General features: G+C 63.1%; 21 protein-coding genes. 8 read left to right on the plus strand and 13 right to left on the minus strand.

The features are described 5' to 3' along the window. Window positions 1-18 precede the first annotated feature (18 nt). From MUU55_RS22455 to MUU55_RS22485, 7 genes are all read right to left on the minus strand, one after another. Entirely contained in the window at window positions 19-966 is a 948-nt protein-coding gene (locus tag MUU55_RS22455; protein ID WP_244763001.1) for an amidohydrolase family protein, read from the minus strand. Window positions 967-982: 16 nt separating this feature from the next. Next, complete coding sequence (locus MUU55_RS22460; protein ID WP_244763002.1) at window positions 983-1,906, minus strand: amidohydrolase family protein; 924 nt, start codon at window positions 1,904-1,906, stop codon at window positions 983-985. A gap of 399 nt (window positions 1,907-2,305) precedes the next feature. Further along, window positions 2,306-3,487, minus strand: coding sequence for a CobW family GTP-binding protein (locus MUU55_RS22465; protein WP_244763003.1), 1,182 nt, complete (start codon window positions 3,485-3,487; stop codon window positions 2,306-2,308). Then, the gene (locus tag MUU55_RS22470) at window positions 3,484-5,790 is read right to left on the minus strand and encodes a xanthine dehydrogenase family protein molybdopterin-binding subunit (protein WP_244763004.1); all 2,307 of its coding nucleotides are present in this window, start codon (window positions 5,788-5,790) and stop codon (window positions 3,484-3,486) included. Before MUU55_RS22470 ends, MUU55_RS22465 begins: the two co-directional genes overlap by 4 nt. Next, window positions 5,787-6,269 carry a (2Fe-2S)-binding protein gene (locus tag MUU55_RS22475; protein WP_244763005.1) on the minus strand — a complete coding sequence of 161 codons (483 nt, stop codon included), beginning with the start codon at window positions 6,267-6,269 and terminating at the stop codon, window positions 5,787-5,789. The genes MUU55_RS22470 and MUU55_RS22475 overlap by 4 nt, the downstream gene beginning before the upstream one ends. Further along, a complete protein-coding gene (locus MUU55_RS22480; RefSeq protein ID WP_244763006.1) occupies window positions 6,266-7,129 on the minus strand; it encodes an FAD binding domain-containing protein in 864 nt (287 codons plus the stop codon). Before MUU55_RS22480 ends, MUU55_RS22475 begins: the two co-directional genes overlap by 4 nt. A gap of 91 nt (window positions 7,130-7,220) precedes the next feature. Beyond that, the gene (locus tag MUU55_RS22485) at window positions 7,221-8,615 is read right to left on the minus strand and encodes a nucleobase:cation symporter-2 family protein (RefSeq protein WP_244763007.1); all 1,395 of its coding nucleotides are present in this window, start codon (window positions 8,613-8,615) and stop codon (window positions 7,221-7,223) included. A gap of 162 nt (window positions 8,616-8,777) precedes the next feature. Here MUU55_RS22485 and MUU55_RS22490 point away from each other — a divergent pair, with 162 nt between their 5' ends. From MUU55_RS22490 to MUU55_RS22525, 8 genes are all read left to right on the plus strand, one after another. Then, window positions 8,778-9,674, plus strand: a complete 897-nt coding sequence (locus MUU55_RS22490) for a LysR family transcriptional regulator (protein ID WP_244763008.1) — start codon at window positions 8,778-8,780, stop codon at window positions 9,672-9,674. 155 nt (window positions 9,675-9,829) lie between these two features. Next, window positions 9,830-10,630 (plus strand): aldolase, encoded by an 801-nt coding sequence (locus MUU55_RS22495; RefSeq protein ID WP_244763009.1) that lies wholly within the window; start codon window positions 9,830-9,832, stop codon window positions 10,628-10,630. Window positions 10,631-10,849: 219 nt separating this feature from the next. Further along, entirely contained in the window at window positions 10,850-12,145 is a 1,296-nt protein-coding gene (locus MUU55_RS22500; protein ID WP_244763010.1) for an amidohydrolase family protein, read from the plus strand. 51 nt (window positions 12,146-12,196) lie between these two features. Further along, window positions 12,197-13,189: a BMP family protein gene (locus MUU55_RS22505; protein ID WP_244763011.1), complete on the plus strand. Its 993-nt coding sequence runs from the start codon at window positions 12,197-12,199 to the stop codon at window positions 13,187-13,189. A 70-nt stretch (window positions 13,190-13,259) separates the two neighbouring features. Then, entirely contained in the window at window positions 13,260-14,354 is a 1,095-nt protein-coding gene (locus MUU55_RS22510; protein WP_244763012.1) for an ABC transporter permease, read from the plus strand. Between the two features lie 139 nt (window positions 14,355-14,493). After that, window positions 14,494-15,426, plus strand: a complete 933-nt coding sequence (locus MUU55_RS22515) for an ABC transporter permease (RefSeq protein ID WP_244763013.1) — start codon at window positions 14,494-14,496, stop codon at window positions 15,424-15,426. A gap of 5 nt (window positions 15,427-15,431) precedes the next feature. Continuing rightward, window positions 15,432-16,964, plus strand: a complete 1,533-nt coding sequence (locus MUU55_RS22520; RefSeq protein ID WP_244763014.1) for an ABC transporter ATP-binding protein — start codon at window positions 15,432-15,434, stop codon at window positions 16,962-16,964. 57 nt (window positions 16,965-17,021) lie between these two features. Beyond that, window positions 17,022-17,927 carry a LysR family transcriptional regulator gene (locus tag MUU55_RS22525; protein WP_244763015.1) on the plus strand — a complete coding sequence of 302 codons (906 nt, stop codon included), beginning with the start codon at window positions 17,022-17,024 and terminating at the stop codon, window positions 17,925-17,927. Window positions 17,928-18,021: 94 nt separating this feature from the next. On the opposite strand, the gene MUU55_RS22530 is transcribed toward MUU55_RS22525, so the two are convergent. From MUU55_RS22530 to MUU55_RS22555, 6 genes are all read right to left on the minus strand, one after another. Next, window positions 18,022-19,320, minus strand: a complete 1,299-nt coding sequence (locus tag MUU55_RS22530; protein ID WP_244763016.1) for an alpha/beta fold hydrolase — start codon at window positions 19,318-19,320, stop codon at window positions 18,022-18,024. Between the two features lie 294 nt (window positions 19,321-19,614). After that, a complete protein-coding gene (locus MUU55_RS22535; protein WP_244763017.1) occupies window positions 19,615-20,616 on the minus strand; it encodes an ABC transporter ATP-binding protein in 1,002 nt (333 codons plus the stop codon). Between the two features lie 4 nt (window positions 20,617-20,620). Further along, window positions 20,621-21,808, minus strand: a complete 1,188-nt coding sequence (locus MUU55_RS22540) for an amidohydrolase family protein (RefSeq protein WP_244763018.1) — start codon at window positions 21,806-21,808, stop codon at window positions 20,621-20,623. Window positions 21,809-21,824: 16 nt separating this feature from the next. Continuing rightward, entirely contained in the window at window positions 21,825-22,748 is a 924-nt protein-coding gene (locus MUU55_RS22545; protein ID WP_244763019.1) for an ABC transporter permease, read from the minus strand. Continuing rightward, complete coding sequence (locus tag MUU55_RS22550) at window positions 22,745-23,710, minus strand: ABC transporter permease (RefSeq protein ID WP_244763020.1); 966 nt, start codon at window positions 23,708-23,710, stop codon at window positions 22,745-22,747. Before MUU55_RS22550 ends, MUU55_RS22545 begins: the two co-directional genes overlap by 4 nt. Window positions 23,711-23,767: 57 nt before the next feature. Then, a complete protein-coding gene (locus MUU55_RS22555) occupies window positions 23,768-25,339 on the minus strand; it encodes an ABC transporter substrate-binding protein (protein ID WP_244763021.1) in 1,572 nt (523 codons plus the stop codon). Window positions 25,340-25,572 lie beyond the last annotated feature (233 nt).

Genomic DNA, 25,572 nt, shown 5'->3' on the forward strand with positions numbered 1-25,572 from the left:
GACGGCGGGCGTCATTCGTCAGGCCGGCTGCAGCAGGTGCTTGCCGGTGGCGCGGTCGACGCCGGCATAGCTGTCCGTCAGGCGGGCCTGAGCGTCCTGCAGGTTGCGCGGCGGCGGCGACGGGTCGATGCCGACGAGCTTGGCGATGTTGTTGCCGAGATAGCCTTCCAGATCGTCCTCGGAGAGGTTGATGCCGTGCGGCGGATCCTTGCAGAGCACTTCCAGCTCGCGCAGCCACATGCCCGGATCGTTCGGCGGGCTGTCCGTACCGAAGACGATCTTGTTCTTCGGCAGCTGCTGGGCGAACTCCACGATGCGAGACTGGAAGCACCAGCCGGATTCGCAGTAGACGTTCGGCGTATCCATCGCCATCCAGAAGGATTCGAACGAGTAGTTGCCGCCCGTCTGGATGCCGAAGTGACCGATGATGAAGTTGACCATCGGGAACTCGCGGATGATCGGGTAGAACATCGTCGGGATCGTGTAGGGGCCGTCGCCGGTGTGGATGAGGACGACGACGCCGAGTTCGGCGCACTTCTTCATCGCCGGACGCAGCCATTCCAGCGCGCGGTCGGGACGGTAGCCGTGCATGTTGGCATGCAGCTTCAGCATCTTGAAGCCGTATTCCTTGACGTGGAATTCCAGCTCAGCAGCGCCGTTTTCAGGCCCCCAGCGCGGGTTGTAGTTGAAGTTGCCGATGAAGCGGTCCGGATACTTTTCGCACAGCTCGGCGATATAGGCCATGTAGTCGCGAATGCCTTCGCGGCCCTTGCGGTTGCCGTCACGGTAGCCGGTGTTGCCCGGCGGCGGCTGGATGAAGCCCATGTCGATACGGCGCGGCTTGCCGTTGATCATGTAGGGACCGTCCATCAGCTTGAGCATGCGCTCACCGGTGAAGGGCGTACCCGTATGGCGCCACGCCTCGTCGACGAGGTTGGTCGGGTGAAGATGGGTATCGATGATCATTGTTCACTCCGTTCGTTTACGCGGCGAGCGAGATGCCGTGCTGGCGCAGATACGCCTCGGCCTCTTCGACGCTTGCCGGGGCCTTTGTCGGCTCGAGGCCGATCATGCGGGCGACATTGTTGCCGAGGTAATCTTCCAGATCGTCCTCGGAGAGGTTCAGGCCCTGCGGCGGCTCGTGGCAGAGCACTTCCAGAAGGTTGATCCACATGCCCGGCTCGTTCGGCGGCGTATCGGAGCCGAAGAGGATCTTGTGCTTGGGCAGGACCTTGGCGAATTCGACGATGCGCGACTGGAGGCACCAGCCGGATTCGACGTAGACGCTCGGCGTGTCCAACGCCATCTGCATCGGCTCGAACACATAGACGCCGCCCGTCTGGACGCCGAAGTGGGCGAGGATGAAGTTGACTTCCGGGAACTCGCGGATGATCGGGTAGAATTCGGTCGGGATCGAGTACGGACCGTCGCCGGTATGCACCTTCACCATCAGGCCGAGCTCGGCGCACTTCTTCATGGCCGGACGCAGCCAGTCGAGCGCGCGGTCCGGGCGGTAGGCGTGCATGTTCGCCTGCAGCTGGACCATCTTGAAATCGAATTCCTTGGCGTAGCGTTCGATTTCGTCGACGCCGTTCTGCACGCCGTAACGCGGATTATAGACGAAGCAGCCGAGGAAACGGTCGGGATGCTCGGTCACCATCTTTTCCGTGTAGCCCATGTACTGGCGGATGGCGGCCTTGCCTTCCAGGTCCATGATCTCATGGGTGTAAATGGTGTTGCCCTGCGGCGGCTGGATGAAGGCCTTGTCCACACGGCGCGGCTTGCCGTTCACGTAGTACGGGCCGTCCATCATCTTCAAAAGCTTGTCGCCGGTGAAGGGCGGTCCATCGTGGCGCCAAGCCAGGTCCACCAGATCGGTGGGGTAGCAGCTTAGGTCGATTATCATTCCTGTTCTCCTGTCGTAGAGGGTCCGGTCGATGCGGGGCCGCGCGATGAACGCCATGCCGGCTGGTGCCGGGCGTGGATCCGCGAACTCAGGAAACGCCGATGACGGAGAAGAACGGCCGGGGCCCGAAACGGGGCACAAACGGCGGGTGTTCCTTTCGTAGTCAGCATCGACATCGCAGCCTCATCTTCCAACAGACGGTGAGCAATTGTCGGTGCTTATACTCGACGCCAAAAAGACCATGACGGCGGCTTTATGTCAATAAAAATATCAATCTAAGCCATTATTTTTAATAGATATTTTTAGAAAAATGCCAACGACCGCCCGCGCGCTGGAGGGTGCGCGGGCGGTTCAGACAGAAGGTCTTGAGCTAGGCTCCAGGCGGCAGGAGAAGCGCCGCTAGGCGGCCAGGCATGCGCGCAAGTTTCTGTCGATGCCGTCACGGTCGAGGTTGCGGCCGATGAAGACGAATTTCGACTTCGGCGTATCCTCGCCCCAGGCGTGATCCGGGCGGAAATCGACCAGCTTGTGCACCGCCTGGAGCACGAAGAACCGGTCGTCGTTCGCCACCGAGACGATGCCCTTGGTGCGGAAGATGTCGTCGCCGTGTTCGCCGAGGTAGTCCTTCAGGAAGCCCGCCAGCTTCTCGCCGTCGAAGGACTGCGGATAGACGAAGGAATGGGACTTCACCGTCGCATCGTGGCGGTGCGGGCGCAGGGCCGTTACCGGTGCATGATCATGCTTGTCGCCATGATCATGGTGATGGTCCGGGTTGTCGCAGGCCGCATCGTGGCATTCGATGTGATGCCCATGATCGTGGTCCGGGTGGCCGCACGCCGCATCATGGCATTCGTGGCTGTGATGGCCGTGCGCATCGCGATCGTCATCCATGTCGATGTCGAGGATTTCCGCGCGCTCGCGCACGTAGGACGGGCGAAAACCTTTGACGCCGAGGATGTTGGACAGATCCACCTGCCCATAAGTCGAGCGCAGGATCGGCGCCGTCTGGTTGAGCTTGCGCAGCGAGCCCTCCAGCTCACCGAGGCCTTCCTCGGAGGCAAGGTCGACCTTGTTGACGAGAATGCGGTCGGCCGCAACGATCTGGTTGACCGCCTGGTTGTCGCTGCCATCAAGCACGGGATCATAGAGGTGCTGGTCGATATGCATGGCATCGACCAGCGTCACGATAGCGTCGAGTTCCACCTCGTCGGCGACGCTGCGGTCGACGAAGAAGGCGGTGGCGACGGGGGTCGGATCGGCGAGGCCCGAGGTCTCGACGATGATGTGGTCGAACTTGTCCCTGTGGCTAAGCAGCTTCTTCATCACGTCGATGAGGTCGTTGCGCACGTCGACGAAGCAGCAGATGCAGCCGTTCTGCATCTGGAAAATTTCCTCGTCGGAGGCGAGCACCAGATCGCTGTCGACGTCCACTTCGCCGAACTCGTTTTCGATGACGGCGATGCGGTGGCCGTGACGCTCGGTGAGGATATAGTTGAGCAGCGTCGTTTTTCCCGATCCGAGGAAGCCGGTGAGGATCGTGATCGGGAGTTTTTTCGTGGCTGGTTCAATATGCATGTTCATGCGCCCTTCTCCCTCAAGGCTTTCAGAATGTCTTCCGGAGTGATCGGATAGTGGTGGAAGCGGACGCCGATGGCGTCGTAGATGGCATTGGCGATCGACGGGCCGATAGCGATGATCGGGTCTTCGCCGACGCCCTTGGCGCCCCAGGGACCGCCCGGATCGGGTGCGGCTTCCAGGATGATCGTCTCGATGTCGGGCATGTCCATGGAGAGCGGCATCTTGTAGTCGACGAGGCCGGCATTGAGCGAACGGCCGGTCTTCTTGTCGATGATATAGTCCTCGGTCAGCGTATGGCCGATGCCCTGCTGGATGCCGCCCTCGATCTGGCCCTGCGCGGCGATCGGGTGGATGACCCGGCCGATATCGTGCACCGGCACGACGCGCTTGACCTCGACGATGCCCGTTTCCATATCGACATCCACTTCGGTGAAGTGGGCGGCGAAGGAATAGGACTTCGTCGGCTCGTAGGTGCCGTTCGCCACGATGTTGGCGGCGGGAATACCGCGGGACGGCCCCATGGCTTCCGCGACCGACATGAAGCGACCCGGCTCGGCCGTGACGAAGACCTGGCCGTCGGTGAGGTCGAGTTCCTCGGCCTTGACCTGAAGTTTCATCGCGGCGCGTTCGAGAACGGACGCACGAACCTTGGTCGCGGCCATCTTGGCGGCGGTGCCGACAAGATAGGTCGTGTGGCTGGCGAAAGCGCCGATATCCCACGGCACGACGTCCGTATCGCCATGAATGACGCCGACATCCTCGAAGCGCACGCCGAGTTCCTCGGCGACGATCTGTGCTAGCGCGGTATGTGCGCCGGTGCCGAGGCCAGCAGCGCCCGTGAGCAGCGTCACGGTGCCGTCCTCGTTGACCTTCACCGTGGCGTTGCCCTGCTCCTTGATGCCCGGATAGGCGGAGGAGCCGTGCATTTCGCAGCCGGTACCCCAGCCCTTGCGGATATGCGGGCGCTTCGGGTCCGGCGTGCGGTCGCGGTTGCGGATCGATTTCCAGTCGAGCACGTCAATGCCGTGCTGGAGGCAAATTTCCAGGCCGTGGCCGACGATCGGGTGGCCTGAGGGCGCGATGTCGCCGGCCCGCACCACGTTCTTCAGCTTCAATTCCGCCGGATCCATGCCGAGCCGTTCAGCGGCTTCGTCCATCTGGATGTCCAGCGGATAATAGCTCTGCACCACGCCATAGCCGCGGAAGGCCCCGTTGATCGGCGTATTGGTATAGAGGCAGCGGCCTTCCAGCCGGACGTTCTCGCAGCGGTACAGCGAGGTCGCGGCGGTCGTTCCGACGATGGTGACGCCCGGGCCGTGCGAACCATAGGCGCCGGAATCGTAGACCAGCTTCATGTCGCGCGCGACGAGGGTACCGTCGTTCTTAAAACCCTGCTTGAGCCAGATTCTGCAGGGATGGCGCGCGCGGCCTGCGACGAAGGTCTCGTGGCGGGTGAACTCCATCTTCACCGGCCGGCGCGTTTCCTTCGCCAACAGTGCGCAGAGGAATTCGTGCTGGAAACAATCCTGCTTGGCGCCGAAGCCACCGCCCATGTGATCGACCAGCACGCGCACCTTGGTCAGCGGCAGGCCGAGCACTTCGGCCAGGATGCCGCGCACCATGAAGGAGGATTGCGTCGAGGTCCAGAAGGTCAGCTTATTGGAGCCATCCCAGTCGGCGATGCAAACATTCGGCTCCATATAGGCCGGATGCGGACGGCCGCCGGAGAAGGTGCCCTCAAGGATGAAATCCGCCTGGGCGAAACCGGCCTCGACGTCACCGCGGTTGACGCGCACCGGATCGAGCACGAGATTGCCGCCGGGGCCGACATCGTGGATGAGCGGCGCGCCCGGAAGGGCGGCGTCCTCGGGTTCGAAAACGGCCGGCAGGGCCTCGTATTCGACCTCGATCAGGTCGAGCGCCTCATCGGCGATCTCTTCGCTAGTGGCGGCGATGGCAGCGACGCCCTCGCCCCAGAAGCGCACCTTGTCATCGAGGATGTACTGGTCCTTGGTACAGGAGGCCGAGCGCGGATGCGGCGAGCCGTAGTGCAGCACACGCGGCACGTTTTCATGGGTCAGCACGGCCTTGACGCCGGGATAGGCCAGCGCCTTGCTGACATCGATGCTCTTGATGCGGGCATGGGCGATCGCGGCGCGCTTGATCTTGCCGTGCAGCATGCCGGCCAGCTTGACGTCGCCGGTATATTCGGCCTCGCCCGTCACCTTTTCCAGCACGTCGTCGCGCTTGACGCTCTTGCCGACGATCTTGAATTCGCGCTCTTCGATAGGGGTGTTGATGTTCATGATCTTGCAGCCTCCATCTCGAGCGCGGCGGATTTGATCGCATCGAAAATCTTGGTGTAACCGGTGCAGCGGCAGATATTGCCGCTCAGGCCGAAACGGATGTCCTCGTCGGTCGGGCGCGGATTGTCGTCGAGCAGCTTCTTGGCCATCATCAGGATGCCCGGCGTGCAGAAGCCGCATTGCGAGGCGCCGTGGCGCATGAAGGCATCCTGCAGCGGATGCAGCACATCGACGCCCGGCTGAAGCCCCTCGATCGTCTCGACCGTGCGGCCCTCGGCCTCGACGGCGAGCATCAGACAGGCATTGACCGGCTGGCCGTCGACGATGACGGTGCAGGCGCCGCAGTCGCCGACGTCGCAGCCCTTCTTCGTGCCGGTGAGGCCGACATCGTCGCGCAGGGCGTCGAGCAGCGAGCAGCAAGTCTCGACCGTCATGTCGCGCGGTTCGCCGTTGATGGTGAGTTCGACGATCCGTTTCATGCTGATGCCTCCAGTGCCTGGTTGATCGCGCGGCCGGTCAGAACGCCGACCATGTCGCGGCGGTAATCGGCGCTGGCGCGCACGTTGCTGATCGGCGTGCATTCCTCCATTGCCTTGTCCGCGGCGCTCTTGACGGTCGCCGCGTCGAGCCTCGTGCCGCGCAGCATCGCTTCCGCTGCCGGTGCCCGCAGGACGGTCGCACCGACGGCGCCGAGCGCGATGCGAATATCGCTGCACACGCCGTCATCCATGGAGAGGCTGACGGCGACGCCGACGGTGGAAAGCTCCATCGCCTTGCGGCGGCCGTGCTTGATATAGGCCTTGCCGGAATTGTCGCCGGCCGGCGGCACGGTGATGCCGGTGACGATCTCGCCCTTGGCAAGCACGGTCTTGCCGGGACCGGTGAAGAATTCGGCGAGCGGCACGACCCGCATGTTCGTGCGGCTGTAGATATGGATGAAGGCGCCGTCCGCGATCAGCGGCGGGATCGTATCGGCCGATGGCGAGGCGCGACAGACATTGCCGACGACGGTCGCGCGGTTGCGCACCTGGATGGAGCCGAGCGAGGCAAGTGCATCGCGGAGGTTGGGATAACGCTCGCGCACCAGCGCAAGGCGCTCCAGCCGCCCGACAGTCACCAGCGCACCAAAAGTCAGGCCGCGGGTTTCGTCATAGATGATATCGGAGAGGCCGGGGATGCCCTTGATATCGACGACGTTGCGCACGCGGCGCAGCCGCTCGCGGATCTCGACCAGGAGGTCCGTGCCGCCATTGAACAGGAAGGTGTCGTCGCCGAGATCGGTGAGAAGGCGGGAGGCCTGTTCCAGCGTGTCCGCCCGGTGATAGTCAAAGCGCCTCATGGCGTTCCTCTTGGATTCTGGCTTCCGGACGCTTTGGCCGGAAGCTCTGGGCTCCGGCGGCGCATCGCCGCCGGACTAATAGGTTTTGTGTTCAGGCTAGGTCGGCGGCGGCAGGCACACCCTGCCGGTCCTCGGCCTCCTCAGGCTCTTTCGCGGGCACGCCGTTGAAGAGGATGTTGAGGAGTGCCGCCGCGAAGGTGCCGACCAGCACGCCGCTGTGCAGGAACTTGCCGGCGGCGGCGGGCAGCTGATCGAAGATGTTGTCGGCGACAACAGGCACCATGGCGAGGCCGACGCTGACCGCGACGATGTAGAGGTTGCAGCGGTTGGTGGAGAAATCGACCTTCGACAGGATTTTCACGCCGGTCGCCGAAACCATGCCGAACATCACGATGGCGGCACCGCCGACGACATAGCTCGGGATCGACGCGCTGATGAAGGCCACCTTCGGTAGCACGCCGAGCAGAATCAGGATGCCGCCGCCGGCTGCGACCACGAAACGGCTCAGCACACCGGTGATCTGGAGCAGGCCGACATTCTGCGCATAGGTCGTGTAGGTGAAGGTGTTGAGCAGGCCGCCGATGATATTGCCGACACCATCGGTGCGCAGGCCGCGGGTAAGATCACGCTGGGTGATCTTGCGGCCCGCCATGTCGCCGACCGCCAGGAACTGCCCGGTCGATTCGATCATCATGACCACCATGACCGCACAGAGCGACAGGATGGACCAGAATTCGAAGACCGGCCAGCCGAAGGCGAGCGGGTGGATGACACGCAGCCAGTCGGCATCCGCCACGCCATGGAAATCCACCTTGCCGGCGGCAATGGCGATGGCAAAACCGATGCCGATGCCCATCAGCACCGCGAGATTGGAGAGAAAGCCCTTGAGAACGCGGGTGAGCAGCAGGATCGACAGGAGTACAATGGCCGCGACGGCAAGTCCGAAGGGTGCGCCATAGGCCGGGTTCGGGATCATACCCTCAGGGGCCTTGATCATCGGCTGGCCACCGGCCGCCCAGTTGACGCCAACGCGCATCAGCGAAAGGCCGATGATCAGCATGACCGTGCCGGTGACGACGGGCGGGAAAAAGCGAACCCATCGGCCGAAGAACGGTGCGACGAGAAGGACGAAGATACCGGATCCGATGACCGCGCCGATAACACCGGGCATGCCCAAGTCCGGATTGGTACCGGTCGCGATGATCGAGGGCACGGCGGTGAAGGAGACGCCCATCATGATGGGCAGGCGAATGCCGATTTTCCAGATGCCAAGCGCCTGGATGATAGTGACGATGCCACAGGCGAACAGGTCGGCGCTGACGAGAAACGCGATCTGCTCCTTGGGCAGGTGAAGCGCCGTGCCGACGATCAGCGGCACCGCGACCGCGCCGGCATACATGACGAGAACGTGTTGCAGACCGAGCGCGAAAAGGCTCGGCACGGGATACTTCTTCTCGACGGGATCCGTCGTATCGGGATTGGACATTCGCTTTCCTCCCAGCGAACAGTGTTCCGGCGCGGTGGGGGGCATCTTGGCCTCATGTTGTGTCACCGCACGCCGTACAAGGCCGATCATGCTGTTGACCAAATCAGCAAACAATCGGCATAATTAGATTTATTCATCTGGTTATTGAATGAATTGGACGACATGGACATCACGCTGAAACAGCTTCGCGCCTTCGTCACCGTGGCCAATCTCGGGCAATTCACGCTTGCCGCCGACAAGCTCGGCTCCTCGCAATCGGCGGTCAGCACGCTGGTGCGCCAGCTGGAGACGAACCTCAATCTGCGTCTGTTCGACCGGCATACGCGGCTGCTGCGCCTCACCCAGGCGGGCATGGACATCCTGCCGATCGCGGCGCGCGCCGTCGCCGATATCGAGGGCATGGTGGAAAGTTCACAGGAGCTGACGGCGCTGCGCCGCGGCAAGGTCACCATGGCGGCCGGCACCGTGCAGGCGGCGCTGATGCTGCCGCAGCTCGTGCACGGCTTCACCAAGCTCTATCCGGAAATCGCGGTCGCGCTGCATGACGTGGCGGAGAAGAGCGTTCTGGAGCAGGTGGCGAACGGTTCCGTCGATCTCGGCCTCGGCACGGTGCCGGAGGATGATCCCGAGCTCGTCGGCACGCGGCTCACCACGGACGAATTCCTCGTCGTGCTCCATCCCGACGATCCGCTGGTCAAACGCTCCGAACTGCGCTGGACGGACCTTGTCGATTGCAAGCTGATCGGCCCACAGCGCGGCAATCCGATCCGCGACCGGCTGGAGAACGAGCTGGCGCGTAACGGCATCATCCTGCCGCTCGACAAGTCGATGCAGGAGGTGGCGCTGCCGCTAACCATCATCGGCATGGTCGAAGGCGGCCTCGGCGTCGCGATCATGACCTCGGCCGTCACGCGGCTTGCCACCTCGATGGGCCTCGTCGTGCGCACGCCGAAGGAACCGCACATCAAGCGCGAGGTCAGCCTGATCCAGAAACGCGGCCGTTCGCTATCGCCGGCTGCGCGGCGCTTTCGCGATTTCCTGCTGAAGTCGGTCCATTGACCCGGAAAAAATTCCGGCGTTATCTGATGGCGCTGCTGGACCGCGCCAGGCGCGGGCAGGCAGGGCGTAGCGGCTCGACGCTGCGCGCGGAGGCCGGCGCATGATGCGCCTTCCGGCCCGCCGCCGCTCCCAGCCACGCCAGACCAGGAGCACCCATGGCTCATTCCCTGAACGACCGCGCCGCCAATTCCGGCGAGACCACAAGGTCGAATCGCCCCGACCTTTCCACCGATGCCATCCGCACGGCGAAAGAAGAACTCGCCGCCTGTTTCCGCATGGCGGCGCGCAACGGCTTCGAGGAGGGTATCTGCAATCACTTCTCCGCCGTCGTGCCCGGCCATGACGATCTCTTCCTCGTCAATCCCTACGGCTACGCGTTCCGGGAACTCACCGCCTCCAAGCTGCTGATCTGCGATTTCAACGGCGGCGTCATCGACGGCGACGGCGCGCCCGAGGCGACCGCCTTCTACATCCATGCCGAAATCCACCGCCGCCTGCCGCGCGCCAAGGTCGCCTTCCACACGCACATGCCCTATGCAACGGCGCTCTCCATGACGGACGGGCCGCCGATGATCTGGGCCGGACAGACCGCTCTCAAATTCTACGGCCGCACCGCCGTCGACGAGAACTACAACGGCCTGGCGCTCGACTATGCCGAGGGCGCGCGCATCGCCGGCACGGTCGGCGATGCCGACATCGTCTTCCTGAAACACCATGGCGTGCTGGTGCTCGCCCCCACCATCGCGGAGGCTTGGGACGACCTCTACTATCTCGAGCGCGCCGCCGAGGTGCAGGTGCTCGCCATGTCGACCGGCCGCACGGTCTCGCCGGTCGACCCCGCCATCGCGGAAGCCGCCTACCGGCAGATGCGCGAAGGCGATCCGAAGTCCGCCAGGGCCCATCTTGCAGCCATTCGCCGGCAATTGGACGCGGAAGAACCACAATATCGGCATTGAATTTCTGAAGAATGGCCGCCATTGCATCGAGTGCCAGCGGCTACTCTTCGAGACAGCAATGCGTTGATTTTCTGTGTTTTTCTTCGAACGATTTTGCGAATGCGAGAGAACTTAGCACCTGCGATTAGTGCTGATATTTTATCAAACAATTGAAATAATGAATTTGTTTGAACTAATCGCCCGTGCTTTGTTTTCACCACAACAAGAAGGTGGGAACGAATGGTACGAGACACTGCAACAGCGTCGCTCGCAAATCTTGCCGCCGGTCGGTCCTTTGCGCTTACGGGTGGAACCGTCATTCTGGACGACGGCTCGCAGTCGGCCAGCGACATCCTTGTGGGAGCGGACGGGCGCATCCTTGCGGTCGAGCCCTATCTCGACCCCTCGGCCTGCGGCGCCTGCGTCGATATCACCGGCATGCTGGTGACCGCCGGTTTCCTCGATGCCCATCAGCATCTCGACAAGACCGGCGTGCTGCGCTTCACGCCCAATCCGTCCGGCACGCTGCAGGGCGCACGCGACGCCTTCGCCAAATATGCCCGCACCGCCGGCCCCGACGACATTCACAAGCGCGCCACGCGCACCGTCGAGCGATGTCTCTCCCGCGGCACGACGGGCATCCGCAGCCATATCAACGTCGACAAGGATGCCGGCTTCCACGGCATCGAAACGCTGGCCGGTATCCGCGATGCCGAAAAGGACCGCATCACCCTCCAGCTCGTCGCCTTCATGACGCCCCATCCGGGCCAGGATTTCGACTGGCTCGGCAAGAATATCGATGGCGCGGTGGCGCTGGCCGATGCCGTCGGCGGAACGCCGGCCGTTTCGGAAGACCCGCCGCGCTACCTCGACATCCTGTTCTCCGCCGCCGTGAAGGCCGGCAAGCCGATCGACCTGCATCTCGATGAGCACCTCAAGGCCGACGTCCACCTGCTGGATGCCGCCCTCGAACGGATCGAACGCTTCGGCATGCAGGGCCGCACCGTATTCAGCCACGTCTCGGTGCTGAGTGCCCTACCCCGCCAGGAATTCCAACGCATCGCCGAACGCCTGCTGGCGCTCGATGTCGGCGTCGTGACATTGCCGGCAGCAAACCTCTACCTGCAAGGGCGCGATGCCGAGATGCTGCCGCCGCGCGGTTTAACGCGCGTCGCCGAGCTCTACCGTGCCGGCGTCACCATCGCGACCGCTTCCGACAATATCCAGGACCCGTTCGTGCCGACCGGCTCCGGCGACATGCTGGAAATCGCGCGCTGGACGCTGCTGGCCGGTCATCTGCGCGGCGACGAGCTGGCCGCCGCCCATCGCATGATCACGACGGCCCCTGCCCGCCTGATGGGCCTAGGCAAGGAGCACGGTCTTAAGGCCGGCGCGCGCGCCGATTTCGTCGTCACCGATTGCATCGACACGGACACGCTGGTTGCCGGCGGACCGGACCGCGCCTTCGTCTTCTCGAAGGGCCGTCTCGTCTCGCAGAGCACCACTGAAAATATCCACCTTAGGGAGAACGCATAAGGGAACGGCGCTCCGAGGGGGATTGGGTATCAATCTAATGGGAGGAATGAAATGAAGAAGACTGAAATTTCACGTCGTTCGCTGCTTGCATCCGCTGTTGGACTGGCCCTTGTCGGGATGACCTGGCAGGACCCTGCATATGCCGACGACTTCAAGATGGGCCTTCTCGTGCCCGGCAGCGTCTCGGAAGAGGGCTGGAACCGTATCGGCTTCAACGCGCTGAAGGGCGTGGAAAGCCAGCTTGGCGCCAAGATCAGCTATGTCGAGCTGCAGCAGAACCCCGCCTCGTTCGAAAAGGCGTTTCGCGATTATGCGAGCCAGGGCTACAAGGTCATTCTCGGCCATGGCTTCGAGTTCCAGGATGCGGCGCTGGAGGTCGCGCTCGACTATCCCGACACCTACTTCCTGATTTCGTCGAGCAGCATCCATGAAGGCAACGTCATCGGCCTCAACACCGATACCAGCCAACCCTTCTACCTGATGGGGGTGATCGCGGCGAAGCTGGGCAAGAAGGCCGGCCTCGTCGGCGGCATGGAAATCCCGCCGATCCAGCAGGCCTTTACCGGTTTCAAGAATGGCGCCAAGAGCGTCAACCCGGATTTCCCGATCAGCGAGGCCTATATCGGCAACTTCACCGATACGACGGCGGCCAAGGAAGCGGCGCTGAGCATGATCTCGCAGGGCGCGGATTTCGTCGTGCCCAACGCGTCGGGCGCGACCGTCGGCGGCTATCAGGCGATTGCCGAATCCGGCAAGGACGTCCGCTCATTCTCGATCTTCAGCGATTTCACGCCGGTCGCGCCCAACAATATTCTCGGCCTCTATGTCGCCGATTATGCGCAGGGCGTGGTGCAGGTCGTGCAATCGATCAAGGACGGCAGCCCGCCGGCCGAAAACGTCGTCTTCGGCCTCAAGGACCCGAAGGTCATCTCGTTTACCTTCCGCGACGACGGCCCGGTCTCCGTGCCGGAAGACATCCGCGCGGAAGTGAAGGCGATCAGCGAAAAGATCGCGGCTGGCGAGATCAAGACCGGCGGCGAATAACGGCCTCGCGCTGCGGTCGGCTGTCCGGCCGCAGCACTTTTCCGCGTCCCATCAACATCCGGAACGATCCATGGCACAGGTAAACCAGGGAGTGCGCGAGACCGTGTATCCTCAAGCAGCCCAGCCCCTCTACCGGACGCTCTCGCAGATCGCGATCAGCGCCGTGACTCCGATCGCGGCGGTCCTCGTCGCCCTTGCATGCGGCGCAGCCCTTCTGTGGCTCAACGGCTTCAACGGCAGCGATATCGTCACCGTCATGATCTTCGGATCGTTTCAGGACATGCGTTCCGTCGGCGAGATCCTGCTGAAAGCAACGCCGCTGATCCTCATCGGCGCCGGCCTTTGCGTCGCCTTCCGCTGTTCGATCTGGAACATCGGGGCCGAGGGCCAGCTCTATGTCGGTGCGATTGCAGCGACTCTAGTCGGCACGAATTTCGACGGCCTGTCCGTCTGGGTGCATGCGCCGCTCGTCATGCTGGCCGGCGCGCTGGCGGGTGCCGCCTGGGCCGGCATTGCCGGCTATCTGAAGGTGCGCTTCCAGGCGAGCGAGATCGTCACAACGATCATGCTCAACTATATCGCGCTGATCCTGACGAGCTATCTCGTCACCGGCCCGATGCGCGATGCGAGTGCGGCCTATCCGCAATCCGCCCGCCTGATCCGGGAAGCCTGGACGCCGCGCATCGTCTCCGACATGCGCCTGCATATCGGCATCCTCGTCGCCATTGTGCTGGCCGTCGCACTCTACATCTTCCTGCAAAGGAGCAGCCGCGGTTTTGCGCTGCGCGTGGTCGGCCTCAATCCGCATGCCGCCCGCTATGCCGGCATGCAGGTTGCCCGCAACGTAATGATCGCCATGTGCATTTCGGGTGCCATGGCCGGCCTTGCCGGCGCCTTCGAGGTGGCAGGCGTGACGCATCGGCTCTACCAGAACATCTCGCCCGGCTACGGCTTCGAGGGCATCGCCGTCGCACTGCTCGCCGGCAACAATCCGCTGGCGGCGATCGTCTCGGGCGGGCTCTTCGCGACGCTGCGCTCCGGCTCCGAAGTGCTGCAGATCACCTCGCAGGTGCCGCAGGTCCTCGTGCTGGTCATCCAGGGCATTGTCATCCTCTCGGTCGTCGCCTTCGCCAAGCTGCGCGACATCCTCAGGATCGTGGCTTGAAAGAATGGAAACTCCCGTGGGGCGCCCGCCCCTCGGGAAAACAAAACCTTAGAGCATTTGCCCCGCGCAATTCCGGACAAGAACCGCTCGAGAGCGGCTACCGGACCTGCCGCAGGCGACCTTCCTGAAGGGTACCCCCATGGACGACATGATGTTTCTCACCTTCCTCGCGACGCTCGTCGGCGCCGCCTGGCGGCTTGCGACGCCCCTCATCTTCGCCTCGATCGGCGAGGTGTTTTCCGAACGGGCGGGCGTGCTCAATATCGGGCTGGAAGGCACCATGCTGGTTGGCGCCTTCTGTGGCTTCGCGGCGGCCTTCGCCACCGGCAGCGTGCCGCTTGGGCTCCTGGCCGGCATCGCCGGCGGCATGCTGTTCGGATTGGTCTTCGCCGTCTTCACGATCACCATCAAGGCGGACCAGATCGTCGTGGGCGCGGCACTGAACCTGCTCGGCATGGGCCTCACAGCCTTCCTGTTCCGCACCTATTATGTCTCGACCGGCAAGGGCATCGAGATCGCCCAGCCCGTGCTCATCCCTTTCCTGAGCGATATCCCCTTCCTCGGCGAGGCGTTCTTCCGGCAGAACCTCATCGTCTATTCGACAGTTCTCGTCGCCGTGCTCGCCAGCCTCGTTCTGTTTCGCACCTCCTTCGGGCTTACGCTGCGGGCCGTCGGTGAACATCCGAAGGCTGTCGATGTCGCCGGCCGCAATGTCGCGGCCTATCGCTACGGCGCAGTCATGGTCGGAACCGGACTTGCCGGCCTCGGTGGCGCCTTCCTGACGCTCGGCCATTCAAACCAGTTCGTCGAGGGGATCACGTCAGGCCGGGGCTTCATCGTGCTGGCCGTGGTTGTCTTCGCACGATGGTCGCCGATCGGCGCCTTCTTCGTCTCGCTGCTCTTCGGCCTGTTCTATGCCTTGCAGCTCATGCTCCAGGCGCAGGCGTCCATCATTGTGCCCTACCAGGTCCTGCAGGCGCTTCCCTACATCATGACGATCATCACGCTCGTCGTGCTCCGCGGCAAAGGCGCTGCTCCCAGCAAGCTCGGCCAGCCCTACGAGATGAGGTAACGGACATGTCCCAGAAACCCTTCCTGCGCATCGACAATATCCGCAAGCGCTTCGGCCCGATCATCGCCAGCGACGGCGTCTCGCTTGAGATCGAAGAGGGCGAGATCCACTCGCTGCTCGGCGAGAACGGTGCGGGCAAGAGCGTGCTGATGAGCATGATCTGCGGCATGGTTCGGCCCGACGAGGGCGAAATCGTCTTCAAGGGCCAGTCCGTGCGATTCAACAGCCCGCGCGAGGCGATCCGCCAGCGCATCGGCATGGTTCACCAGCACTTCATGCTCGTGCCGAATCTCACGGTCGCGGAGAACTACATCCTCGGCCAGGGCTCGGCGCTGCGGGTCATCAACGACATGGACAAGGTCCATGCGAGGATCCGCGAACTCTCCGACCGCTACGCCCTCGACGTTCGGCCGGACGCCATCATCGAGGACCTCTCGGTCGGCGAGCAGCAGCGCGTCGAAATCCTGAAAGTGCTCTTCCACGGCATCGACCTGCTCATCCTCGACGAGCCGACCGCGGTGCTCACGCCGCAGGAGACCGACCGGCTGCTCTCGCTGATGGGCGACCTCGTAAAGGACGGCAAGACCGTCGTCTTCATCTCGCACAAGCTGGACGAGGTGATGCGCGTCAGCAACCGCATCAGCGTCATGCGCGACGGCCGCGTGGTGCACACCGTCAATGTCGGCGAGACCAATGCCCGCGAACTTGCCCGCATGATGGTCGGCCGCGACGTTCGCATGGAACTGCCGCGCAGTCCCGAGCCGCCCGGCCGCATCGTGCTGTCGGTCGAAAACATGACCTGCCGCGCGGAGACCGGCCTTCCCGCCGTGCGCCGCGTGAGCCTCGATGTGCGGGCCGGCGAGATCGTCGGCATTGCCGGCGTCTCCGGCAACGGCCAGACGGAGCTGTCGCTGGCGCTTGCCGGCCTGCTTCCGGTCGACAGTGGCCGCGTGATGCTGAACGGCAAGGATATCACCGGCCTCGACCCCGCCCGTATCAATGCCAGCAGCTTTTCCCACATCCCGGAGGACCGGCATAAACACGGCATCGTCGTCTCGATGTCGCTCAGCGAAAATACCGTTCTCCAACGCTACGACCAGAAACCCTTCGCCAGCCGCGGCATGCTGAACCGCCGGGTGATCGGCGAGCATACCCGCGACCTTATCAAACGCTTCCGCGTAAAGAGCCGGGACGAGAACCAGGCGATCGGCGCACTTTCCGGCGGCAACCAGCAGAAGCTGGTCGTGGCGCGCGAACTTGCCCGCAACCCGGATTTCATTCTCGTCAACCAGCTCGCCCGCGGCATCGACATCGGCGCCATGGAGTTCGTTATGGAGGAGATGCTGAAACAGCGGGACAGCGGCCGCGCCATCCTGCTCATCTCGACGGAACTCGAAGAGCTCTTCGCGATCTGCGACCGTATTCTCGTGATGTTTCATGGCGAAATCCTCGGAGACTTGCCACCGGACCGCACCCGCCTCGACGAGCTCGGATTGCTGATGGCCGGCCAGACAGAACAACCAGCACTTGCCGGCTAGACAGGATAGAAGCGGCAGGGTTTGATGAAGACCGCATAACAGGAGGGCCGCGTGTCCATGAACATCACTCTGCGGCAACTCCGGGCCTTCATCGCAGTGGCCGAACTCGGCCAGTTCAATCTTGCCGCCCGCAACCTTCACCTCACCCAGTCGGCGGTCAGCATCCTGATCCGCGACCTGGAATCGGAGATCGGCGTGCGCCTGTTCGACCGGCACACACGCATGGTCTCGCTCACCCTCGTCGGTCAGGAATTCCTGCCGCAGGCACGAAAGATCCTGAAAGATCTGGAGCTTGCCGTCGGCGATGTGCGCGACAACGCCTCTCTGAAACGCGGCCAGGTGACGATTGCCGCCGCCATCGTGCTCGCCGCCACCATCGTGCCGCCGATCATCGCGCGGTTCCTGCGCATGTATCCGGAAATCTCCGTCAACATTCGCGACATGCCGGAAGAGCAGATAAGCCCCGCACTGAAGCGCAACGAAGTGGACATGGCCATCGGCACGCTGTCGGAGGACGATCCCGAGATCGCGGCAACCCCGCTTCTTCGCGACAAGCTGATGCTCTTTTGCCGCGAGGACCATCGGTTTGCCAAACGCAAATCCGTGCGCTGGAGCGAGTTGCAGGACGAAAACCTGATCACGCTCGCCGCCGCCAATCCGCTGCGCAACATTGTTGAGCACAACCTGCTGCGCGTCGTGCCGAACTATCGGCCGAAATACGAGGTTCGCTTCTCGACCACCGCCATCAGCATGATCGCCGCCGGAATGGGCGTCGCCGTGCTTCCGGAGAATTCCAGCCAGCTTGCTTCCGCCGTGCGGGTCACGACCGTGGATCTCGCCGACCCCCACGTCATGCGCGACGTTTCGCTTCTACAACGCCTTCACCACAGTCTTTCCCCGGCCGCCGAGCACCTCAAGGCGGTTTTCATCGCCAGCGCCGTCGAACGAACCAGCCCGCCATGAGGTTCCTCTTCCGCTTCACGAGCGCCTCCCCCCACGCATAGCGGTCCGAGAGAACCGGCGCACGGTCGGTCTTGATCATGTCATTCGTTTTCGTCTAGCGGCCTGCTTTCAGCGGGCCGCCTTTTTCGGCCACCATTGCGACGAGCCGTTCGAAAACCCCGCCGGATTGGCGGATGCCGTCATGCTCGAATTCGTTGGTGATCCAGACGTCGACATTGCCGACGGCACGGGACGTCTCGAGCGACAGGCCCGCATCGACATACATGTCGTCATGATAGACGATCGCCGAAACCGGCACGGCATTTCTGGCAAGGCGGGCCTTGTCATAGAGATAGCTGTGGCGCGGGCGGCGGGCGAGCGCCTCAGCGGCGGCGCGGAAAGGCTTCAACAGCGCGACCTCCTCGAACATCGAGGGATAGATCATCTCGCCGGTAAAGAGCAGCGGTCGCGCTCTGGCGTCGAATTCCGGGAACTCGGAAAGCAGCCGCTCGGCCGACCACGACGTCGCCCCCTCGCCTTGCCCGTAGATCGCCTCGTGGATCGCGGCAAACAGCGGATTGCCGCTATAGGCGGTCAGATGCATGAGCGTGCCGAGGAACTGGTCGGACAGGCGATCCGGCGCGGCGAAGGCCTCATCGAGCAGCCAATGGACGTTTTCGAAACCCGGTCCCATACCGAAATCCAGGCCGAGGCTCTGGAATCGGCGAACCGAGAGGCGGTCGCCATCGGGCAGCGTCACCCGGTTGGCATCGATGAAATCGGCGATGCGGGCAACCAGCGCCCTGTCGTCCGGATAGCGCTTGTAGAACAGGTCGTTCTTGGCACGAACGCGCGGATAGGTGCGACGGTAGACCGTATCGGCCGAGGGGTCGATGCTGGGAAGACCACCCGCAATGTAGCAGGCGGAAAGACCATCCGGCGCACGGCTGAGATAGGTCAGCGTCAGGAAGCCGCCATAGCTCTGGCCGAGCGTCTGCCAGCGCGCGTTGCCAAAGGCGGTCTTGCGCAGATGTTCGAGGTCGTCGACGATGGAATCAGCGCGGAAGCATGCGAGATAGTCGGCGCCCGCCTCGCCATCGAAGCCCGCAATCGTCGCGGCGTCGACGGGTGTTGAGCGTCCGGTGCCGCGTTGGTCGGGCAGGATGATGCGATGGGTCTTCAGCGCCTTGGCGAGCCAGGGCGGGCTGTTTTTCGTCGGGCGCGGTGACTTACCGCCCGGCCCGCCCTGCAGGAAGCAGAGCAGCGGCAACGCCTCGTCCTTGCGGACGGGATCGACGACCTCCCGAGCGAAGAACTCGATTGTCCTGCCTTCGGGGTTGCTCCAGTCGAGCGGCACGGTCACGATATGGTCGCGCACATGCAGGCCGGGGATGGTGTATTCGGAGACGATCATGGACTTTCCTCAACGGACTCGCGGGTCAAGCAGCACGTAAAGCAGGTCGAGCACGATATTGGCAATGACAATGACGCCGCGCGCATGCCATGTTCCCAGGCCACCCGACGCTCCGAAAGCCGGTTGGCGCAGGCTGCTCAGATGCAGTCTTCGCGCATCACCTCCAGCATCTGACCACGCGTGAGGGCCGTCACGAGGACAACCGCGAAATAGTTTTCCAGGTCACTTCCGCAGACAATGTCGTGACCGGTGATATTCCCTGCGACCGACTGCAATTCCCGATCTGATGAGTGGTCAGACAACAGCGTAGCGATTGACCGGCGCGGCCATGGCCGCGCCTTGCGCTACAGCATGACAGGCGACGTTCGAACCGTTCTCCACCACCTGCAATTCGGGCCGTACGGTCGAACAGACCTCCATGGCCAGCGGACAGCGCGGATGGAAGACGCAGCCCGATGGCGGCTTCAGCGGGCTCGGCAGGTCCCCGGTCAGCGGCGCGCGGTCGCGTTTGGGGTTTTCCATGTCGGGGATCGTTTCGAGCAGAAGCTTCGTATAGGGGTGTTGCGGGGTGTCGAAAACAGCCTGCCCCGATCCCTCCTCCACCAGTCGTCCGAGATACATCACGCCGATGCGGTCGGTCAGGAAGCGCACGACGGAGAGGTTGTGACTGATGAAGAGATAGGTAAGGCCGAGCCGTTCCTGCAGATCCTTCAACAGGTTCAGCACCTGCGACTGCACGGAGACGTCAAGTGCCGAGGTCGGCTCGTCGAGCAGCAGAAGCTCGGCATCCGCCGCGAGCGCCCGGGCAATCGAGATCCGCTGGCGCTGGCCACCAGAAAATTCGTGGGGGTATTTTCCGGCATCGGCCGGCGCGAGCCCGACTGTCTTCAGCAACTCGCCAACGCGTTCACGTCGCGCGTTGCCATCCATCGTCCGATCCATCGGCTCGGCGATGCTGCGGCCGATGCGCCAGCGCGGGTTGAGGCTGCCGATCGGGTCCTGAAACACCATCTGCAGGCGCACCGGTGCGGCATCCGGCGTATTGAAGGCGATCTCGCCCGCTGTCGGCCGGTCGAGGCCGGCGACGAGACGGGTGATGGTCGACTTGCCGCAGCCGGACTCGCCGACGATCGAGAAGGTCGTGCCGCGCTCGATGGAAAAGCTGACGCCGTCGACGGCGTTGACGATTTTGCGCCCAGAACGCGTGACGACGCGCTGCAGGAAGGGTTCGGAAACATCAAAGCTCTTGCCGAGATTGACGACCTTGATCAATGCGGTGTCGGCGGCTTTCCCCATGACATCACTCCACCCAGGCGCCATCGCGCGCGACGATGCGGCCGCGTTTAACCACGAGGCTGCGCTTCGGCCGGTCAACGAGGATCTGCGCCCGGTTCTCACCCTCGATCAGCACCAGGCTACCCTCGCAACCGACATCAAGGCCATGGCCTTCGAGTTCCAGCAAAGCAGCGCCACGGCCGGTGCCCATGTCGAGAGCGGCGACCAGCTCCTCGTCGGTGCGGCAGTAGGACCGGTAGGAGAGCAACCAGCAGCGCTCCAGCATGTCGCCATTGCCGTGCGGGTTCCAGGTGTCGCGCAGGGAATCCGAGGCGACCGCGCAGCGCATGCCACGCTGCGCCAGTTCGAACATCGGCGGGAAATTGATCTCGCCCGGCACCGCCGAGATGATCCCGATACCCGCCTCGGCAAGCGTGTCGATCATCGCATCCACCTGGTCCGCCGGCCCGTCGCCGAGGCAGAAGGCGTGGCTGACGACGACGCGGTTCTGCATCCCCAATGCCTTGGTGCGTTCGGCGATCATCTTCAGCTCGGACAGGCCGAGTTCGCCCATTTCGTGCAGATGGATGTCGATCTTGGCGCCCTTGCGGTCGGCGATCGCGAAGATCGTGTCGAGATGCCCTTTCGGATCGCCGTCGATATTGGCCGGGTCGATGCCGCCGATGACGGAGGCGCCCTCGTCGAGCGCAGCCTCCATCAGATCGGCCGTACCGGGATCGATCATCATGCCGAGCTGCGGGAAGGCAACGAGCTCCAGGCCGACGGCATGCTTCGTCTTCTCCCAGGCCTTCAGCACGCCATGCAGGTTGTCGAGCTTGTAACCGGTGGAGATGTCGACATGGCTACGGATATGGGTCGATCCCATGGCGACGCACTGGCGCATGAGATTGCCCGCACGCTCCTCGACATCCCAGGGCAGATTCTTGCGGATATCCACCTCGTTGTCGATCATGGCGCGCAGCGACGGCGGCACGTTGATACTGTGCCATGGCAGGCCCCAAAGGATCTTGTCGAGATGAACATGCGGCTCGACGAAAGGGGCGATGGCGACGGCATTGCGCCCGTCATGCACCGGGATCCCGGCCTCGCGCGGCAGGTTTTTCCCGATGGCGGCGATGCGGCCGGCCTTGATCAGGATATCGGCGGTTTGCCCGGCATCGGGGCGGACGTTTGTTACAAGCAGATCGGTCATCGAAACATTCCTGATATCAGCGCAGGCGAGGGTTCAGAACATCGCGCAGCCAATCGCCGACCATGTTCACGGACAGGACAAGAAGGACGAGGGCAGCGCCGGGGAAGAGCGAAATCCACCACTCGCCTGAGAGCAGAAGGTCATTGCCGGCGCGGATGAGCGTGCCGAGAGAGGGTTGCGCCGGCGGCATGCCGAGGCCGAGGAAAGACAGGATGGCTTCCGTGAGAATCGCAACGCCGAGACCGAGCGTCGCCAGCACCAGTACCGGACCGATCGTGTTGGGCAGGATATGGGTGAGCACAATGCGCGCGCCGCCGACCTTGCTGATGCGGGCCGCCGCAACATAGTCCTTGCGTCGCTCCACCATCGTGGACGCGCGCACGGTGCGGGCGAACTGCACCCAGTCGGCAACGCCGATGGCAAGGATCACGACGTAGAACCGCATCTCCTCACGCATGGCGACCGGCATGACGATCTTGGCGACGCCGTCGATGAAGAAGGCGATCATGATCGTCGGGAAGCTCAGCTGGATATCGCCGAGACGCATGATGACCGCATCGACCCAGCCGCCGAAATAGCCGGCGGCAAGACCGAGCAGCACACCGATTGTCACCGAAAACAGCACCGCGGCAAGGCCGACCAGCAGCGAGATGCGCATGCCGTAGAAGATCGACGACAGGATATCGCGGCCCTGCTCGTCGGTGCCGAGCAGGTATTTTGCCGTTCCGCCGTCCGACCAGACCGGCGGCAGGCGCGAATCCATGATGTCGAGCGTGGCCGGATCGAAGGGGTTGTGCGGCGCGATCCAGTTGGCGGCCGCCGCGCAGAAGACCAGCGCCAGGAACACGACGGTCGCGAAAATCACCGGAGGCGAGGTACGGAAACGCCAGGCGAAATCGCTCGCCGCCCAGTCTTTGAGGAGTCCGGTCAATCGGGTCATTTCACGCGCATCCTCGGATCGACGAGAAGATAGGTCATGTCGACGATCAGGTTGATCGTCACGAAACTGAAGCCAACGAAGGCGAGATAGGCGGCCATGACGGGGAAGTCCGCGAATTCGATCGCCTGCAGAATGAGAAGTCCCATGCCCGGCCATTGGAAGACGGCTTCAACCACGATGGCGAAGGCGATCAGCGAACCGACCTGCAGGCCGACGACCGTGATGACGGGCAGCAGGCTGTTGCGCAGCGCATGCGTAAGATAGACCGCCCGGTCGGAAAGGCCGCGTGCGCGGGTGAACTTGATGAAATCGGCCCGGAACACCTCCAGCATCTCGCCACGGACGAGGCGCATGATCATGGAGATCTGGAAGACCGCGAGCGTGATCGTCGGCATGATCAGCGCCTTCAGCCCGCTCGTTGTCAGGAGTCCGGTCGTCCACCAGCCGATCTGCACCGTCTCCCCTCTCCCGAAGGCTGAAAGCCAGCGCAATTCCACCGAGAAGACGAGGATCAGCAGCATGCCGATCAGAAACTGCGGCATGGAGATGCCGAGCAGGGAAACGAGCTGCACGACCCGGCTGAGCAGGCCCCTCGGACGAAGCGCCGTATAGATGCCCATGGGAATGCCGACGAGAAGCGCCGTCAGGGTGGCTGCCAGCACAAGCTCCAACGTGGCCGGCAGCCGCACCAGCATCAGGTCGATCACCGGCTGCCGGTTGCGATAGGAAACGCCGAAGTCACCGACAGCCGCCCGCTCGACGAAGCGCCAGAACTGCACGATCGTCGGCTGGTCGAGCCCGAGTGCGACGCGCAGCTCCTCGCGCTGTTCCAGCGTGGCGTTCACCCCGAGAATGTTGTTCACGGGATCGCCAAGGAAATTGAAAACACAGAATGACAGACCCGAGACGACCAGCATGACGAGAACGACGCTGGTGAGCCGGGTGGCGAGCAAGGAAATCATCGCAGCCTCTCGCGGAGAAGAGAGGACGGCGCGGGTCTGCGCCGTCCAGCGGTGGCGTCACTTCATCGTGTAGTACCAGAAGCGGGTGTACTCATCGGCCGGCACGATGGCATTGACCTTGTCGCTCATGCCCCAGGTCAGGAACTGCTGGTGCAGCATGATCTTGCCGACCTCGTCGCGATGGATCTTCACCACCTCCGAGATCATCTCCTGGCGCTTGGCCGGGTCGTATTCCGTGCCGATCTTCACGATCAGCTCGTCGACATGCTTGTTGGAATAGCCCTTCGGGTTCCAGGCGCCGAGATCGCCAGTCGGCGTGTGGAAGGTCGCCGACATGATATTGTAGGCATCGATGGTCGGAAGACCGGCCCAGCCGAGCATGTAGAAGGCATATTTGCCGGCCGGAAGTTCGGTGTCGAACTGAACGGGCGTATGCATGTTGAGCTGCGCCTTGATGCCGACCTTGGCCAGCATGCCGACCACCGCCTGGCAGATGCGCTCATCGTTGATGAACGAGCCCGCGGGGCAATCCATCGGCAGGTTGAAGCCGTCCTTGTAGCCTGCCTCCGCAAGGAGTGCTTTCGACGCTTCGATGTCGAAGGGGAAACGCTCGTCGAGGCTGGCATCATAGAAAGGCAGTTCGGGGGCCAGCGGCAGCGCCGTCGGGCGGCTGTTGCCGCGCATGATGGACCGCTTGATGCCCTCGATGTCGATGGCCTGGTAGATCGCCTTGCGCACACGCATGTCGGCGAGCGGATTGCCCTCCACACCGCTGCCTTCCAGCGTCTTGCTCTGCTGGTCCATGCCGAAGAAGATGTTGCGCAGGTGCGGCGCGCGCATCACCTTCATGCCCGGGGTCGCCTCGATGCGCTCGATATCCTGCGAGGGCGCGTTGCGGATGAAATCCACTTCGCCCGACAGCAGCGCTGCGACGCGCGTCGCGGCATTGGCGATCGGCGTATAGGCGATCTCATCGAGATTGTGCTGCGGCTTGTCCCACCAGTCCGGATTCTTGACGAGGACGGTGCGGATGTCGGGTTGGCGTTCGGAAAGCTTGAAGGGTCCGGTACCGACACCCTGCGTGCTCATCGCGCCGCCCGTATTGGTGGAAAGGTCGATCGGCTTGTCGGCACCCACCGATTCCTGGAACTCTTTGTCGAGAATGTACCAGCCGGCAAAGTCGTTGAGCAGGAGGGCGTATTTGCGCTTCAGCGTCACCTCGATCGTGTGGTCGTCGATCTTGGTGATCTCCTTGACCGGCTCCAGCAGACCGGCGAAGGGCGAACCCGGCGAGCCGGCGCGCACGAAAGAGAAAATGACATCGTCGGCGGTGAACGGGTTGCCGTTGTGGAACTTCACATTCTTGCGGAGATTGAACTTCCACTTGGTATCGGAGATCGCTTCCCAGCTTTCGGCAAGCGCCGGCTCGAGCTTCAGCTCGGCATTCCAGCGCACCAGGCCTTCATAAACGTTGGAGAGCAGGCTGAGCGTGAAATCGTCGCGCGCGGCGTGCGGATCCATGGAGCTGATTTCTTGCGCCTCGGCGAAACGAAGCGTGTTGGCATTCGCGGCCCCCGTCACAACGACGGCACAGGACGCGGCCAAAAGGACTTTCAGATAGCGGTTCATAAGCTACTCCCAGCTTTATGCGCTTCCCGGCCAGTGGTCCCCCTCAAAGGGATGGTCTTGTTTTATTCACTCGCCGACATCGCAGGATTGAATGTTGCCGATCAGCGAGCGTGTCCGCGCCATGCCCGTCCGCCTCGCTACCCGAGGAAGCTCGGGCATCAGCATAGTTTCACAAGCCTTTTGGATAGTCCACATATTTGTACTCTAAATTTCCACCTATTGTGTACAATTAT

The organism is Shinella curvata, from assembly GCF_022899935.1.
GTDB classification, from domain to species: Bacteria; Pseudomonadota; Alphaproteobacteria; order Rhizobiales; family Rhizobiaceae; genus Shinella; species Shinella curvata.

Coding starts and splice junctions, on each gene's coding strand:
- MUU55_RS22455 (WP_244763001.1), bottom strand. CDS start 966: ATGATCATCGATACCCATCTTCACCCGACCAACCTCGTCGACGAGGCG.
- MUU55_RS22460 (WP_244763002.1), bottom strand. CDS start 1,906: ATGATAATCGACCTAAGCTGCTACCCCACCGATCTGGTGGACCTGGCT.
- MUU55_RS22465 (WP_244763003.1), bottom strand. CDS start 3,487: ATGAACATGCATATTGAACCAGCCACGAAAAAACTCCCGATCACGATC.
- MUU55_RS22470 (WP_244763004.1), bottom strand. CDS start 5,790: ATGAACATCAACACCCCTATCGAAGAGCGCGAATTCAAGATCGTCGGC.
- MUU55_RS22475 (WP_244763005.1), bottom strand. CDS start 6,269: ATGAAACGGATCGTCGAACTCACCATCAACGGCGAACCGCGCGACATG.
- MUU55_RS22480 (WP_244763006.1), bottom strand. CDS start 7,129: ATGAGGCGCTTTGACTATCACCGGGCGGACACGCTGGAACAGGCCTCC.
- MUU55_RS22485 (WP_244763007.1), bottom strand. CDS start 8,615: ATGTCCAATCCCGATACGACGGATCCCGTCGAGAAGAAGTATCCCGTG.
- MUU55_RS22490 (WP_244763008.1), top strand. CDS start 8,778: ATGGACATCACGCTGAAACAGCTTCGCGCCTTCGTCACCGTGGCCAAT.
- MUU55_RS22495 (WP_244763009.1), top strand. CDS start 9,830: ATGGCTCATTCCCTGAACGACCGCGCCGCCAATTCCGGCGAGACCACA.
- MUU55_RS22500 (WP_244763010.1), top strand. CDS start 10,850: ATGGTACGAGACACTGCAACAGCGTCGCTCGCAAATCTTGCCGCCGGT.
- MUU55_RS22505 (WP_244763011.1), top strand. CDS start 12,197: ATGAAGAAGACTGAAATTTCACGTCGTTCGCTGCTTGCATCCGCTGTT.
- MUU55_RS22510 (WP_244763012.1), top strand. CDS start 13,260: ATGGCACAGGTAAACCAGGGAGTGCGCGAGACCGTGTATCCTCAAGCA.
- MUU55_RS22515 (WP_244763013.1), top strand. CDS start 14,494: ATGGACGACATGATGTTTCTCACCTTCCTCGCGACGCTCGTCGGCGCC.
- MUU55_RS22520 (WP_244763014.1), top strand. CDS start 15,432: ATGTCCCAGAAACCCTTCCTGCGCATCGACAATATCCGCAAGCGCTTC.
- MUU55_RS22525 (WP_244763015.1), top strand. CDS start 17,022: ATGAACATCACTCTGCGGCAACTCCGGGCCTTCATCGCAGTGGCCGAA.
- MUU55_RS22530 (WP_244763016.1), bottom strand. CDS start 19,320: ATGATCGTCTCCGAATACACCATCCCCGGCCTGCATGTGCGCGACCAT.
- MUU55_RS22535 (WP_244763017.1), bottom strand. CDS start 20,616: ATGGGGAAAGCCGCCGACACCGCATTGATCAAGGTCGTCAATCTCGGC.
- MUU55_RS22540 (WP_244763018.1), bottom strand. CDS start 21,808: ATGACCGATCTGCTTGTAACAAACGTCCGCCCCGATGCCGGGCAAACC.
- MUU55_RS22545 (WP_244763019.1), bottom strand. CDS start 22,748: ATGACCCGATTGACCGGACTCCTCAAAGACTGGGCGGCGAGCGATTTC.
- MUU55_RS22550 (WP_244763020.1), bottom strand. CDS start 23,710: ATGATTTCCTTGCTCGCCACCCGGCTCACCAGCGTCGTTCTCGTCATG.
- MUU55_RS22555 (WP_244763021.1), bottom strand. CDS start 25,339: ATGAACCGCTATCTGAAAGTCCTTTTGGCCGCGTCCTGTGCCGTCGTT.